Source organism: Streptomyces kryoterrae, assembly GCF_054072135.1.
In genome coordinates this window covers 3,165,051-3,179,133 of sequence record NZ_CM133358.1, presented here as the reverse complement: position 1 = coordinate 3,179,133, position 14,083 = coordinate 3,165,051, and the positions used below count along the sequence as shown (strand labels likewise).

The following is a 14,083-nucleotide window of genomic DNA, read 5'->3' as shown; positions in this document are numbered from 1 at the left end:
GGCGTACCTGGACCGGCGTTTTTGGTCGCCCGCCGTCCCCACGCACCACACGTTTTCAGGAGCCCCCATGTTCGAGGCCGTCGAGGACCTGCTCATCGAGCACGCCGACCTGGAGAAGAAGGTCGCCGACCCGTCGGTCCACGCCGACCAGGCCAACGCGCGCAAGCTGAACAAGCGCTACGCCGAGCTGACCCCGATCGTCACGACCTACCGCTCCTGGAAGCAGACCGGGGACGACATCGGCACGGCGAAGGAGTTCGCCCTCGACGACCCCGACTTCGCCGCCGAGGTCAAGGAACTGGAGAAGCAGCGCGAGGAGCTCACCGAGAAGCTGCGCCTGCTGCTCGTTCCGCGTGACCCCAACGACGACAAGGACGTCATCCTGGAGGTCAAGGCCGGCGCCGGCGGCGACGAGTCCGCCCTGTTCGCCGGGGACCTCCTGCGGATGTATCTCCGCTACGCCGAGCGCGTCGGCTGGAAGACCGAGATCATCGACGCCACCGAGTCCGAGCTGGGCGGCTACAAGGACGTCCAGGTCGCCGTGAAGACCAAGGGCGGCCAGGGTGCCACCGAGCCCGGCCAGGGCGTCTGGGCCCGCCTGAAGTACGAGGGCGGGGTGCACCGCGTACAGCGCGTGCCCGCGACCGAGTCACAGGGCCGGATCCACACCTCCGCGGCCGGTGTCCTGGTCACCCCCGAGGCGGAGGAGGTCGACGTGGAGATCAACCCGAACGACCTGCGCATCGACGTGTACCGCTCCTCCGGTCCCGGCGGCCAGTCCGTCAACACGACCGACTCCGCGGTGCGCATCACGCACGTTCCCACCGGAGTCGTCGCCTCCTGCCAGAACGAGAAGAGCCAGTTGCAGAACAAGGAGCAGGCGATGCGTATCCTGCGCTCCAGGCTCCTCGCCGCAGCCGTGGAGGAAGCGGAGAGGGAGGCCGCCGACGCCCGCCGCAGCCAGGTCCGCACCGTCGACCGCTCCGAGAAGATCCGTACGTACAACTTCCCGGAGAATCGCCTCTCGGACCACCGCGTCGGCTTCAAGTCGTACAACCTCGACCAGGTGCTGGACGGCGACCTCGACGCCGTCATCCAGGCCTGTGTCGACGCCGACTCCGCAGCGAAGCTCGCGGCAGCGTAAGCCCCGTACGAGCCCCGTACGAGTGACGAGTACCGGAGGACCAGCGTGCAGCAGAACATTGGGGGACGGCCCCCGAGCTCCCGCAGCTTGCTGCTCGCGGAGGTGGCCCAGGCCACCCAGCGGCTGGCCGACGCGGGCGTGCCCTCGCCGCGCAACGACGCGGAGGAGCTCGCCGCGTTCGTGCACGGTGTGAAGCGTGGCACGCTGCACACCGTCAAGGACGTGGACTTCGACGCCCGCTACTGGGAGGTCATCGCCCGCCGCGAGGCCCGCGAGCCGCTCCAGCACATCACCGGACGCGCCTTCTTCCGCTACCTGGAACTCCAGGTCGGGCCGGGCGTGTTCGTACCCCGTCCCGAGACCGAGTCGGTCGTCGGCTGGGCCATAGACGCGGTCCGCGCGATGGACGTCGTCGAGCCGCTGATCGTCGACCTGTGCACCGGCTCCGGCGCCATCGCGCTCGCCCTCGCCCAGGAGGTCCCGCGTTCCCGGGTGCACGCCGTGGAGCTGTCCGAGGACGCCCTGGCGTGGACCCGCAAGAACATGGAGGGGTCCAGGGTCGACCTGCGGCAGGGCAACGCCCTGGACGCCTTCCAGGACCTCGACGGCCAGGTCGACCTGGTCATCTCCAACCCGCCGTACATCCCGCTCACGGAGTGGGAGTACGTCGCCCCCGAGGCCCGGGACCACGACCCCGAACTCGCCCTGTTCTCGGGCGAGGACGGCCTCGACCTCATCCGGGGCCTGGAACGCACCGCCCACCGTCTGCTGCGCCCCGGCGGCGTCGTCGTCGTCGAGCACGCGGACACCCAGGGCGGCCAGGTGCCGTGGATCTTCACCGAGGAACGGGGCTGGGCCGACGCGGCCGACCACCCGGACCTCAACAACCGCCCGCGCTTCGCGACCGCCCGCAAGGCCACGCCGTGAGCAGCACCCACACTTTCTACCCCCAGCAGTACGTGTACGAGGAGGCCCGCTAAATGGCTCGGCGATACGACACCAACGACGCGACCGACCGCACGACCGGTCTGCGCGAGGCCGCGTCCGCCGTCCGCCGCGGCGAGCTGGTGGTCCTCCCGACCGACACGGTCTACGGCATCGGCGCCGACGCGTTCTCCGCCGAGGCCGTCAACGACCTGCTGGAGGCCAAGGGCCGCGGCCGTGGCATGCCCACGCCCGTCCTGATCGGTTCCCCGAACACCCTGCACGGCCTCGTCACGGACTTCTCCGAGATGGCCTGGGAACTCGTCGACGCCTTCTGGCCGGGCGCGCTCACCCTGGTCGCCAAGCACCAGCCGTCCCTCCAGTGGGACCTGGGGGACACGGGGGGCACGGTCGCCGTACGCATGCCGCTGCACCCGGTGGCGATCGAGCTGCTGACCGAGGTCGGCCCGATGGCGGTCTCCTCCGCCAACCTGACGGGCCACCCGTCCCCCGAGGACTGTGACGCCGCCCAGGAGATGCTCGGCGACTCCGTCTCCGTCTACCTGGACGGCGGCCCCACGCCCGGAATCGTCCCGTCGTCGATCGTCGACGTCACGGGCAAGGTGCCGGTCCTGCTGCGTGCGGGCGCGCTGTCGGCCGAAGAGCTGCGCAAGGTGGTCCCCGACCTCGAGGTGGCGAATTGACAGCCCCTGACGCGGGGCGTGGCATAGGCATGCGTACGGGGGTCACGGGGGCTCAGCAGTGGAACGGGGCCTCGCGGGACGCCTTCCGCATCCTCTATGTCAGCACCGGCAACGTCTGCCGCTCACCGATCACCGAGCGGCTGACGCGGCATGCCCTGGCGGACCGGCTCGGCGACCCGCTGTGGGGCGGCCTGATCGTGGAGAGCGCCGGTACGTGGGGCCACGAGGGCGCGCCCATGGAGGCCAACGCGGAGGCGGTCCTCGCGGAGTTCGGCGCCGACCCCTCCGGGTTCACCGGGCGCGAGCTGCTCGACGAGCACGTGATCCGGGCGGACCTGGTGCTGACGGCCACGCGGGACCACCGCGCGCAGGTCATCTCCATGGGCCACTCGGCGGGCCTGCGCACCTTCACGCTGAAGGAGTTCACGCGCCTGGTGAAGGCGATAGACCCGGCGACCCTGCCCCCGCTGGACGACGGCATGATCGAACGGGCGCGCGCCCTGGTCCGCGCCGCGGCGGCTCTACGCGGGTGGCTCCTCGCGCCCACCGCGGAGGCGGACGAGGTGTACGACCCGTACGGGGCGCCCCTGACGTTCTTCCGGTCCATCGGGGACGAGATACAGCAGGCGCTGGACCCGGTGGTGACCGCGCTGACGGGAGTCGCCGCACGTACGTAGGTGTTGCGCGGGTGTACCGGGCGCACCCGCTCTCCCAGGCCTACATTGGACGTACGTCACCGTCGACGCCCGGAGTCCACCATGTCGGTCACGCATGCCCCTGAGGGCGATCTCGCTGTCGATGTGCTGCGCCGGCAGGACCCCGAGCTCGCCGAGGTGCTGCTCGGGGAGGCCGAACGGCAGGCGACGACGCTCCAGCTGATCGCCGCCGAGAACTTCTCCTCGCCCGCCGTGCTGGCCGCGCTCGGCTCGCCGCTCGCCAACAAGTACGCCGAGGGATATCCCGGCGCCCGGCACCACGGCGGCTGCGAGATCGTCGACGTCGCCGAACGCGTCGCCGTGGAGCGGGCCAGGGCGCTGTTCGGCGCCGAACACGCCAACGTCCAGTCCCACTCCGGGTCTTCGGCCGTTTTGGCCGCCTACGCCGCCCTCCTGCGCCCTGGCGACACCGTCCTCGCCCTCGGGCTCCCCTACGGCGGCCATCTCACCCACGGGTCGCCCGCCAACTTCTCCGGGCGCTGGTTCGACTTCGTCCCCTACGGGCTGGACCCGGAGAGCGGCCTCATCGACTACGAGCAGGTGCACGCCCTTGCCCGTGCGCATCGCCCCAAGGCCGTCGTCTGCGGGTCCATCGCCTACCCCCGGCACATCGACTACGCCGCCTTCCGCGAGATCGCCGACGAGGTGGGCGCCTACCTCATCGCGGACGCCGCCCACCCCATCGGGCTCGTCGCCGGGGGAGCGGCGCCCAGTCCCGTGCCGTACGCCGACATCGTCTGCGCGACCACCCACAAGGTGCTGCGCGGACCGCGCGGCGGGCTGCTGCTGTGCGGCGCCGAGCTGGCAGAACGGGTCGACCGGGCGGTTTTCCCGTTCACGCAGGGGGGCGCGCAGATGCACACGATCGCCGCCAAGGCCGTCGCCTTCGGCGAGGCGGCGACCCCGGCCTTCACGGCGTACGCCCATCAGGTGGTCGCCAACGCGCGGGTGCTGGCGGCGGGGCTGGCCGCCGAGGGGTTCGTCGTCACCACGGGCGGCACCGACACGCACCTCATCACGGTTGATCCGGCGCCCCTGGGAGTGGACGGACGCAGCGCACGAGGCCTGCTTTCCGCCGCCGGAGTGGTTCTGGACTGCTGTCCGCTGCCCCACGGGGAGGCGCGCGGGCTGCGGCTCGGGACGGCGGCGCTGACCACCCAGGGGATGGGGGAGGCCGAGATGGCGCGGATCGCGGTGCTGCTGGCCGGTGTGCTGCGTGGGGCCGTCGAGAGCGGTGGGGCGCGTGAAGAAGTGCGGGAGCTGGCCGGTAGATTTCCGCCGTATCCCGGGCGATGAGGGGTAGGCGTCAACGTGTGCACAGGCGCGCGTGCAACCATCTTCGCTACCCGGAAGTCCCTATCCCTATGCGTCCCTCGCTAGGGTGTGGGGCCTGGATGGCCAGCGAGACCTGTGGGGAAGCCTGTGCGTGAATACCTGCTGACGCTCTGCATCACGGCCGCGGTGACGTATCTGCTGACCGGGCCGGTACGGAAGTTCGCGATCGTGGCCGGAGCGATGCCGGAGATCAGGGCCCGTGACGTGCACCGGGAACCCACTCCGCGGCTCGGCGGGATCGCGATGTTCTTCGGGCTGTGCGCCGGACTGCTGGTCGCCGACCACCTCACCAACCTCCACGAGGTCTTCAAGAACTCGAACGAGCCGCGGGCGCTGCTCTCCGGTGCCGCGCTCATCTGGCTGATCGGCGTCCTGGACGACAAGTTCGAGATCGACGCCCTGATCAAGCTGGGCGGCCAGATGATCGCCGCCGGCGTCATGGTCATGCAGGGTCTGACGATCCTGTGGCTGCCGATCCCGTCCGTGGGCAACGTCGCGCTGACCCAGTGGCAGGGCACCCTGCTGACGGTGGCGCTGGTCGTCATCACCATCAACGCGGTCAACTTCGTCGACGGCCTGGACGGTCTCGCGGCCGGCATGGTGTGCATCGCCTCGGCGGCGTTCTTCCTCTACGCCTACCGGGTCTGGGTCTCCTACGGCATCGAGGCCGCCGCTCCGGCCACCCTGTTCTCGGTGATCCTGATGGGCATGTGCCTCGGCTTCCTGCCGCACAACATGCATCCCGCCCGGATCTTCATGGGTGACTCCGGGTCGATGCTCATCGGCCTGGTGCTGGCCGCGGGCGCGATCTCCATCACCGGGCAGATCGACCCCGACGCGATGAACCTGTTCTCCGGGTCCGAGCGCAACACCGTCCACCAGATGGTGCCGGTCTACATCCCGCTGCTGATGCCGCTCACCATCATCGCGATCCCGGCCGCCGACCTGGTGCTGGCCATCGTGCGGCGCACCTGGCGCGGACAGTCGCCGTTCGCTGCCGACCGGGGGCATCTGCACCACCGGCTGCTGGAGGTCGGGCACTCGCACAGCAGGGCCGTTCTGATCATGTACTTCTGGTCGGCGCTGATCGGCTTCGGCGCCCTGTCCTACTCGGTCAACAACGCGTCCATGTGGATCGTCCTCAGTGTGGTGGCACTGAGCGCGATCGGACTCGTCCTCCTGCTGCTGCCGCGCTTCACGCCGCGCACCCCGCGCTGGGCCGAGCGGTTCGTGCCGCCGCGCTACCGGCGCAGCCGCACGACGGAAGAGGCCGGGGCGACGGCGCCCGCCGCCTCGGTGCCGGCCCTGGCCGAGGAGGAGGCCACCCCGGAGCACCGTGCGCCGGTGCGGGCCGGTGTCTCGGGAGTCAACGGGGCGACGGCGATCGGTCCCCGTGCGCGGCTTCTGGACCGACGTAAAGCCGGGTCGTCGCGCTGAGGCAAGGTAAGAATCTGACTAACGCTTTGCTTGAAACAGAGAGAGCGTGGACGGGGTAAAGCACCCCAATACCAGACAAGTCGGCGCGGATTCTGCACAGGTGGGCGGGTTCACTCTCATGTGTGACACCGAGCACACCATTCAGGTAAAGACCTCATCAAATAGTTTGTGATACGGTTCACGAGAACCCAGGACAGAGCCGAAGGACCGTAGTGCGACGGTCCATTGGTGTGAGGAATCCACTCTCCGTCCAGGACTACGCTCGTCCATGACGACACCCCACGCCCCCTGCGAAAGCGGAGTTGCCGCCATGCCGTCCAATGACGCCCGGAACCTGTTGCACACCGCTGTCCCCACAGCGGCTGTCGGCGCGATTGTCATCGCCGTCAGCGCCGGGGTCGCCGGCGGCAAGGGTGCGCTCGGCGCCGCGGTCGGCACGGTTCTCGCGATCCTCTTCATGGGCGTCGGGTTGTACGTCTTGCAGTGGACGGCAAAAACGCTCCCGCACCTGTTCCAGGCCATGGGGTTGATGCTCTATGTCGCCCAACTGCTGCTGTTGCTGATCTTCGTGGGTCTGTTCCAGGACACCGACGCCTTCAATCCGAAGGCCTTCGCGGTCGCCCTGGTCGTGTCGACCGTCGCGTGGATGGCGGCGCAGGCTCGTGCACACATGACGGCCAAGCTCTTCTACATCGATCCGGACTCGGCGACGACTGACAAGTCCGAGAAGTCCGGGTCGACGTCGTGAGGGGTAGGGCCGGGATAAAGGCAGTCGGGTTCTCCTGCTATCGTCCGGTGCCAACTGCGGCATCGCGGGCGCGGGCATCTGAGCTGACGCCTGCTCAATCGCGAGGCTTGATGCCCCAAAGCCGCCCCCACATCCGTTTCACCAGTCCAGTGCCGACCCGCGGCTGCGTGCCGCGCCGACACAACGAGGTTGCCGTACCCATGCGTCACGCCGAAGGAGCCCGTGGTGAGTGCTGACCAGACCCAGCTCGCCTTTGAGTGGAACTGTCGGATCATGTCCGACAACGGCTGCGGCTTCCCGGCACCGGGCCTGCACTCGTTCCTCTTCCAGCCGATCGCGACGGTCGGCGGGTTCGAGTTCAACAAGGTGATGCTGCTCGCGCTCATCACCACCCTTCTTGTCATCAGCTTCTTCTACGCGGCTTTCGGCAAGGCCAAGGTCGTCCCGGGCAAGCTGCAGATGGTGGGCGAGGCCGGCTACGACTTCGTACGCCGCGGAATCGTTTACGAGACCCTCGGTAAGAGGGAGGGCGAGAAGTACGTCCCCCTGATGGTCTCGCTGTTCTTCTTCATCTGGATCATGAACATCTGGTCCGTGATCCCGCTCGCACAGTTCCCGGTGTCGTCGGTCATCGCGTTCCCGATGGTGCTGGCCGCCATCGTCTACGTGCTGTGGGTGTCGCTGACGTTCAAGAAGCACGGCTTCGTCGGCTTCTTCAAGAACGTCACCGGCTACGACAAGTCGCTCGGCCCGGTACTGCCGCTTGTCATGGTCATCGAGTTCTTCTCGAACCTGCTGGTCCGACCCTTCACACACGCCGTGCGACTGTTCGCCAACATGTTCGCCGGTCACCTGATGCTGGTCATGTTCACGGTTGCCTCCTGGTATCTGCTGAACGGCGCGATGGTCCCGGCAGCCGGTGTCTCCTTCGTGATGACCATCGTCATGATCCTCTTCGAGCTTTTCGTGCAGGCGGTCCAGGCGTACGTCTTCGTGCTCCTTGCCTGCTCGTACATTCAGGGTGCTCTCGCCGAGCACCACTGAGCGCACCTCCCGCAAGCCCTTAAGCGTCCGGTGGCCAACCCCCGCCGGTCCATGAAACAGAAGGAAGATTCAGCATGGCTGCCACTGAGACCCTTGCCGCTGTCTCCGGTTCGCTCGGCTCCATCGGCTACGGCCTTGCCGCCATCGGCCCCGGCGTCGGCGTCGGCATCATCTTCGGTAACGGCACCCAGGCCCTCGCCCGTCAGCCCGAAGCGGCCGGCCTGATCCGCGCCAACCAGATCCTCGGCTTCGCCTTCTGTGAGGCGCTCGCCCTCATCGGCATCGTTATGCCGTTCGTGTTCGGTAAGTAATCACCCTTACCCCGCACGTATCGACGAAAGGCACTGATGTGATCGCCAACCTGGTGCGGTTCGCCGCCGAGGAGGAGCAGAGCCCGCTCATTCCTGCGGGCCCCGAGCTGCTCGTCGGCGCCATCGCCTTCGCCATCGTGTTCTTCTTCTTCTGGAAGAAGCTGCTTCCGAACATCAACAAGGTTCTGGAGGAGCGTCGCGCGGCGATCGAGGGCGGTATCGAAGAGGCCGACGCCATGAAGGTCGAGGCCCAGAGCGTTCTTGAGCAGTACAAGGCTCAGCTCGCCGAGGCTCGGCACGAGGCCGCGCGACTGCGCCAGGAGGCGCAGGAGCAGGGTGCCACGCTCATCGCCGAGATGCGCGCGGAAGGCCAGCGGCAGCGTGAGGAGATCGTCGCCGCCGGTCACTCCCAGCTCGACGCCGACCGCAAGGCCGCCTCGTCCGCGCTCCGCCAGGACGTCGGCAAGCTCGCCACCGAGCTGGCCGGCAAGCTCGTCGGCGAGTCCCTCGAGGACCACGCCCGGCAGAGCCGTGTGATCGACCGCTTCCTCGACGACCTCGAGGAGAAGGCCGAGGCGACTCGATGACCGTGCACGGAGCCAGTCGCGAGGCTGCCGCCGCCGCACGGGAGCGTCTCGACGCGCTGACGGACTCCACGTCCGCCGACGCGAAGAAGCTGTCCGACGAGCTGGCTTCGGTCACCGCTCTGCTGCACCGCGAGGTGTCGCTGCGTCGGGTCCTCACCGACCCGGCGCAGCCCGGAGAGGCCAAGGCCGAGCTGGCCCAGCGCCTCTTCGGCAGCCAGGTCGGCGGGCCCACCACCGACCTGGTGGCCGGCATGGTGCGCTCCCGCTGGTCGCGTTCGCGTGACCTGGTGGACGCGCTGGAGGAACTGGCGGACATCGCCGACCTCACCTCGGCCCAGCAGGCGGGCGCGCTCGACAACGTCGAGGACGAGCTGTTCCGGTTCGGCCGGATCGTCGCTTCGAACACCGAGCTGCGCGCCGCGCTGACCGACCGTGCCGCGACCACCGGCGCCAAGAGCGAGCTGCTGCGCAGCCTGCTCGGGGGCCGGGCCGCGGCCACGACGGAGCGTCTGGTGACGCGCCTGGTGACCGCACCGCGGGGACGTAGCCTGGAGGCGGGACTCGAGTCCCTGTCCAAGCTCGCCGCCGAACGCCGGGACCGCATGGTCGCCGTCGTCACCTCCGCGGTCCCGCTGAGCGACCCGCAGAAGCAGCGCCTCGGCGCCGCCCTCGCGAAGCTCTACGGCCGTCAGATGCACCTGAACCTGGATGTGGACCCCGAGGTCCTCGGCGGGATCCGGGTGCTGGTCGGCGACGAGGTCATCAACGGCAGCATCGCGGACCGCATCGAGGACGCCGGCCGCCGTATGGCGGGCTAGCCCGCCCGGCAGCCACACAGCACGCAGCAACTCAATACTCGTAGTACGTACTTGAATGCGGCCCTGGTTGGGCCGTGCAGAGGATTCACCTCTTTTTGGGGGGAGTCCCCATCCCCCCAAGTGAAACTTCGGGCCCAACAAGGAGAGCAGGGAACCCAGATGGCGGAGCTCACGATCCGGCCGGAGGAGATCCGGGATGCGCTGGAGAACTTCGTCCAGTCGTACAAGCCGGACGCGGCCTCGCGCGAGGAGGTCGGTACGGTCACCCTTGCCGGCGACGGCATCGCGAAGGTAGAGGGTCTTCCCTCGGCCATGGCCAACGAACTGCTGAAGTTCGAGGACGGCACCCTCGGTCTCGCGCTCAACCTCGAAGAGCGCGAGATCGGTACCGTCATCCTCGGCGAGTTCAGCGGTGTCGAAGAGGGCCAGCCGGTCACCCGTACCGGTGAAGTCCTGTCCGTGGCCGTCGGCGAGGGCTACCTCGGCCGCGTGGTTGACCCGCTCGGCAACCCGATCGACGGCCTCGGCGAGATCGAGACCAGCGGTCGTCGCGCCCTGGAGCTGCAGGCTCCGGGCGTCATGGCGCGCAAGTCGGTGCACGAGCCGATGGAGACGGGCTACAAGGCCGTCGACGCGATGACCCCGATCGGCCGTGGTCAGCGTCAGCTGATCATCGGCGACCGTCAGACCGGCAAGACCGCGCTGGCCGTCGACACGATCATCAACCAGCGCGACAACTGGCGCACCGGTGACCCGAAGAAGCAGGTTCGCTGCGTCTACGTCGCCATCGGCCAGAAGGGCTCGACCATCGCCTCCGTGCGTGGCGCCCTCGAAGAGGCCGGCGCGCTGGAGTACACGACCATCGTCGCCGCCCCGGCGTCCGACCCGGCCGGCTTCAAGTACCTTGCGCCGTACACCGGTTCGGCCATCGGCCAGCAGTGGATGTACGAGGGCAAGCACGTCCTCATCATCTTCGACGACCTCTCGAAGCAGGCCGACGCCTACCGCGCCGTGTCCCTGCTGCTGCGCCGCCCGCCGGGCCGCGAGGCCTACCCGGGTGACGTCTTCTACCTCCACTCCCGTCTGCTGGAGCGCTGCGCGAAGCTCTCCGACGAGCTGGGCGCGGGCTCGATGACCGGTCTGCCGATCGTCGAGACGAAGGCCAACGACGTCTCGGCGTTCATCCCGACCAACGTCATCTCCATCACCGACGGCCAGTGCTTCCTGGAGTCGGACCTGTTCAACGCCGGTCAGCGTCCCGCGCTGAACGTCGGTATCTCCGTCTCCCGAGTCGGTGGTTCCGCGCAGCACAAGGCGATGCGCCAGGTGTCCGGCCGACTGCGCCTCGACCTCGCCCAGTACCGTGAGCTGGAGGCGTTCGCCGCCTTCGGTTCCGACCTGGACGCCGCGTCGAAGTCGCAGCTTGAGCGTGGTATGCGACTGGTCGAGCTGCTCAAGCAGGCTCAGTACCAGCCGATGGCCACCGAGGACCAGGTCGTCTCCATCTGGGCCGGTACCACCGGCAAGATGGACGAGGTGCCGGTCAACGACATCCGCCGCTTCGAGAAGGAGCTCCTGGAGTACCTGCACCGCAAGGAGCAGGGCCTCATGACCTCCATCAAGGAGGGCGCGAAGATGTCGGACGACACCATCACCGCCATCGCCGACGCCGTCGCGGAATTCAAGAAGCAGTTCGAGACCTCGGACGGCAAGCTTCTCGGCGAAGACGCTCCGGCCGCCGCGGCCAAGTGACGACGGAAGGGACCTGACTCATGGGAGCCCAGCTCCGGGTCTACAAGCGTCGTATCAAGTCTGTCACCGCGACCAAGAAGATCACCAAGGCGATGGAGATGATCGCCGCCTCGCGCGTCGTCAAGGCGCAGCGCAAGGTGGCGGCCTCCGCGCCGTACGCGACCGAGCTCACCCGCGCGGTCACGGCGGTCGGCACGGGCTCGAACACCAGGCACCCGCTGACCACCGAGGCCGAGACGCCGACCCGTTCCGCGGTGCTGCTCCTTTCGAGCGACCGCGGTCTGGCCGGCGCCTTCAACTCCAACGCGATCAAGGCCGCCGAGAAGCTGACGGCGCGACTTGAGGCGGAGGGCAAGGAGGTCGACACGTACATCGTCGGCCGCCGCGGTCTGGCCCACTACAACTTCCGCGAGCGCAAGGTCGTGGAATCGTGGTCGGGCTTCACCGACCAGCCCACGTACGCGGACGCCAAGAAGGTCGCGGCTCCGCTCATCGAGGCCATCGAGAAGGAGACGGCGGACGGCGGCGTGGACGAACTCCACATCGTCTACACCGAGTTCGTCTCGATGATGACGCAGAACGCGGTCGACGGCCGTCTGCTGCCGCTGCGCCTCGACGAGGTCGCGGCAGAGACGACCGGGAAGGGCGAGATCCTTCCGCTGTACGACTTCGAGCCGTCGGCGGAGGACGTCCTCGACGCCCTGCTGCCGCGGTACGTCGAAAGCCGTATCTACAACGCGATGCTCCAGTCGGCTGCTTCCAAGCACGCCGCCACGCGCCGCGCGATGAAGTCGGCCACCGACAACGCGGGAGACCTCATCACGACGCTCTCCCGACTTGCCAATGCGGCCCGACAGGCCGAAATCACCCAGGAAATCAGCGAGATCGTCGGTGGCACCGCAGCCCTGGCCGACGCGACCGCGGGGAGTGACAGGTAATGACGACGACAGTTGAGACGGCCGTTGCCACGGGCCGCGTCGCCCGGGTCATCGGCCCGGTCGTCGACGTGGAATTCCCCGTCGACGCCATGCCGGAGATCTACAACGCCCTTCACGTCGAGGTGGCCGACCCGGCCCTCGACGGCGCGAGGAAGACGCTGACCCTGGAGGTCGCCCAGCACCTGGGTGACGGCCTGGTCCGCACCATCTCCATGCAGCCCACCGACGGTCTGGTCCGCCAGGCCGTGGTCACCAACACGGGTTCGGGCATCACCGTCCCGGTCGGTGACTTCACCAAGGGCAAGGTGTTCAACACCCTCGGTGAGGTACTGAACTCCGACGAGACGTACTCGGGCGAGCGCTGGTCCATCCACCGCAAGGCCCCGCGTTTCGACGAGCTCGAGTCGAAGACCGAGATGTTCGAGACCGGCGTCAAGGTCATCGACCTTCTCACCCCGTACGTCAAGGGTGGAAAGATCGGCCTGTTCGGCGGTGCCGGCGTCGGCAAGACGGTGCTCATCCAGGAGATGATCTACCGCGTCGCCAACAACCACGACGGTGTCTCCGTGTTCGCCGGTGTCGGTGAGCGCACTCGTGAGGGCAACGACCTCATCGAGGAGATGTCGGAGTCCGGCGTCATCGACAAGACCGCGCTGGTCTTCGGCCAGATGGACGAGCCCCCGGGCACCCGTCTGCGCGTGGCCCTGGCCGGTCTGACCATGGCGGAGTACTTCCGCGATGTGCAGAAGCAGGACGTGCTGTTCTTCATCGACAACATCTTCCGCTTCACGCAGGCCGGTTCCGAGGTCTCGACCCTGCTCGGCCGGATGCCCTCCGCGGTGGGTTACCAGCCGACCCTGGCCGACGAGATGGGTCTCCTCCAGGAGCGCATCACCTCGACCCGTGGTCACTCGATCACCTCGATGCAGGCGATCTACGTCCCCGCGGACGACCTGACCGACCCGGCCCCGGCCACCACGTTCGCCCACCTCGACGCGACGACGGTTCTCTCCCGTCCGATCTCCGAGAAGGGCATCTACCCGGCCGTGGACCCGCTGGACTCCACGTCCCGCATCCTGGACCCCCGCTACATCACGGCGGACCACTACAGCACGGCGATGCGCGTCAAGGGTGTCCTCCAGAAGTACAAGGACCTCCAGGACATCATCGCGATCCTCGGTATCGACGAGCTGGGCGAGGAGGACAAGCTCACCGTCCACCGGGCCCGTCGCGTGGAGCGCTTCCTGTCCCAGAACACCCACGTCGCCAAGCAGTTCACCGGCGTCGACGGGTCGGACGTACCGCTGGACGAGTCGATCGTGGCGTTCAACGCGATCATCGACGGCGACTACGACCACTTCCCGGAGCAGGCGTTCTTCCTCTGCGGTGGCATTGAGGACCTCAAGGCCAACGCCAAGGAGCTGGGCGTCTCCTGACCCCCGGGCTCTGGGAGAGGGGCAGGGGAGCACCCTTCGCGGGGTGCGTCCTGCCCCTCTCCGCACTACCACTGCTGCATTGCCTGGGGACGTGTCATTTGCGGCTGACGCCGCGCGGCCCCCAGACCCCCGGCCGAACAGCTCGGGGCAGGCCCCGGCACATCGGTGCTCGGAGCCCTACTAGACTTA

General features: G+C 68.2%; 14 protein-coding genes. All 14 read left to right on the top strand.

Translation table 11 applies throughout. From position 1 onward, the window contains the following. The first annotated feature begins 67 nt into the window (after positions 1 to 67). The 14 genes from prfA to atpD all read left to right on the top strand — a co-directional run bounded on the left by prfA (position 68) and on the right by atpD (position 13,894). Positions 68 to 1,144 (top strand): peptide chain release factor 1, encoded by a 1,077-nt coding sequence (prfA, locus tag ACW4TU_RS13295; protein WP_457427837.1) that lies wholly within the window; start codon positions 68 to 70, stop codon positions 1,142 to 1,144. Between the two features lie 87 nt (positions 1,145 to 1,231). After that, positions 1,232 to 2,071 carry a peptide chain release factor N(5)-glutamine methyltransferase gene (gene prmC / locus ACW4TU_RS13290; protein WP_457430074.1) on the top strand — a complete coding sequence of 280 codons (840 nt, stop codon included), beginning with the start codon at positions 1,232 to 1,234 and terminating at the stop codon, positions 2,069 to 2,071. Positions 2,072 to 2,124: 53 nt separating this feature from the next. Beyond that, entirely contained in the window at positions 2,125 to 2,772 is a 648-nt protein-coding gene (locus tag ACW4TU_RS13285) for an L-threonylcarbamoyladenylate synthase (protein ID WP_457427835.1), read from the top strand. Next, positions 2,769 to 3,449 carry an arsenate reductase/protein-tyrosine-phosphatase family protein gene (locus ACW4TU_RS13280; protein ID WP_457427833.1) on the top strand — a complete coding sequence of 227 codons (681 nt, stop codon included), beginning with the start codon at positions 2,769 to 2,771 and terminating at the stop codon, positions 3,447 to 3,449. The genes ACW4TU_RS13285 and ACW4TU_RS13280 overlap by 4 nt, the downstream gene beginning before the upstream one ends. Positions 3,450 to 3,530: 81 nt before the next feature. Then, positions 3,531 to 4,784, top strand: a complete 1,254-nt coding sequence (locus tag ACW4TU_RS13275; protein WP_457427831.1) for a serine hydroxymethyltransferase — start codon at positions 3,531 to 3,533, stop codon at positions 4,782 to 4,784. Between the two features lie 126 nt (positions 4,785 to 4,910). Beyond that, positions 4,911 to 6,260, top strand: coding sequence for an MraY family glycosyltransferase (locus tag ACW4TU_RS13270; RefSeq protein ID WP_457427829.1), 1,350 nt, complete (start codon positions 4,911 to 4,913; stop codon positions 6,258 to 6,260). A gap of 310 nt (positions 6,261 to 6,570) precedes the next feature. Beyond that, entirely contained in the window at positions 6,571 to 7,008 is a 438-nt protein-coding gene (locus ACW4TU_RS13265; RefSeq protein WP_457427827.1) for a Cg1360 family ATP-synthase-associated protein, read from the top strand. A gap of 273 nt (positions 7,009 to 7,281) precedes the next feature. Further along, complete coding sequence (gene atpB / locus ACW4TU_RS13260) at positions 7,282 to 8,052, top strand: F0F1 ATP synthase subunit A (protein WP_457430073.1); 771 nt, start codon at positions 7,282 to 7,284, stop codon at positions 8,050 to 8,052. Between the two features lie 74 nt (positions 8,053 to 8,126). Next, positions 8,127 to 8,363, top strand: coding sequence for an ATP synthase subunit c family protein (locus tag ACW4TU_RS13255; protein WP_015657805.1), 237 nt, complete (start codon positions 8,127 to 8,129; stop codon positions 8,361 to 8,363). A gap of 38 nt (positions 8,364 to 8,401) precedes the next feature. Further along, entirely contained in the window at positions 8,402 to 8,950 is a 549-nt protein-coding gene (locus ACW4TU_RS13250) for a F0F1 ATP synthase subunit B (RefSeq protein ID WP_457427825.1), read from the top strand. 2 nt (positions 8,951 to 8,952) lie between these two features. Next, on the top strand, positions 8,953 to 9,768 hold the full coding sequence (locus ACW4TU_RS13245) for a F0F1 ATP synthase subunit delta (RefSeq protein ID WP_457430071.1): 816 nt from the start codon (positions 8,953 to 8,955) through the stop codon (positions 9,766 to 9,768). A 159-nt stretch (positions 9,769 to 9,927) separates the two neighbouring features. Then, positions 9,928 to 11,520, top strand: a complete 1,593-nt coding sequence (gene atpA, locus ACW4TU_RS13240; protein ID WP_457427823.1) for a F0F1 ATP synthase subunit alpha — start codon at positions 9,928 to 9,930, stop codon at positions 11,518 to 11,520. Positions 11,521 to 11,540: 20 nt separating this feature from the next. Then, a complete protein-coding gene (locus ACW4TU_RS13235; protein ID WP_457427821.1) occupies positions 11,541 to 12,458 on the top strand; it encodes a F0F1 ATP synthase subunit gamma in 918 nt (305 codons plus the stop codon). Continuing rightward, a complete protein-coding gene (gene atpD, locus ACW4TU_RS13230) occupies positions 12,458 to 13,894 on the top strand; it encodes a F0F1 ATP synthase subunit beta (protein ID WP_457427819.1) in 1,437 nt (478 codons plus the stop codon). Before ACW4TU_RS13235 ends, atpD begins: the two co-directional genes overlap by 1 nt. Positions 13,895 to 14,083 lie beyond the last annotated feature (189 nt).

Excerpts from the sequence above, each read along its gene's own strand:
- prfA (WP_457427837.1), top strand. The coding sequence starts at position 68 with ATGTTCGAGGCCGTCGAGGACCTGCTCATCGAGCACGCCGACCTGGAG.
- ACW4TU_RS13255 (WP_015657805.1), top strand. The coding sequence starts at position 8,127 with ATGGCTGCCACTGAGACCCTTGCCGCTGTCTCCGGTTCGCTCGGCTCC.
- ACW4TU_RS13235 (WP_457427821.1), top strand. The coding sequence starts at position 11,541 with ATGGGAGCCCAGCTCCGGGTCTACAAGCGTCGTATCAAGTCTGTCACC.
- atpA (WP_457427823.1), top strand. The coding sequence starts at position 9,928 with ATGGCGGAGCTCACGATCCGGCCGGAGGAGATCCGGGATGCGCTGGAG.
- ACW4TU_RS13265 (WP_457427827.1), top strand. The coding sequence starts at position 6,571 with ATGCCGTCCAATGACGCCCGGAACCTGTTGCACACCGCTGTCCCCACA.
- atpB (WP_457430073.1), top strand. The coding sequence starts at position 7,282 with ATGTCCGACAACGGCTGCGGCTTCCCGGCACCGGGCCTGCACTCGTTC.
- ACW4TU_RS13275 (WP_457427831.1), top strand. The coding sequence starts at position 3,531 with ATGTCGGTCACGCATGCCCCTGAGGGCGATCTCGCTGTCGATGTGCTG.
- atpD (WP_457427819.1), top strand. The coding sequence starts at position 12,458 with ATGACGACGACAGTTGAGACGGCCGTTGCCACGGGCCGCGTCGCCCGG.
- ACW4TU_RS13285 (WP_457427835.1), top strand. The coding sequence starts at position 2,125 with ATGGCTCGGCGATACGACACCAACGACGCGACCGACCGCACGACCGGT.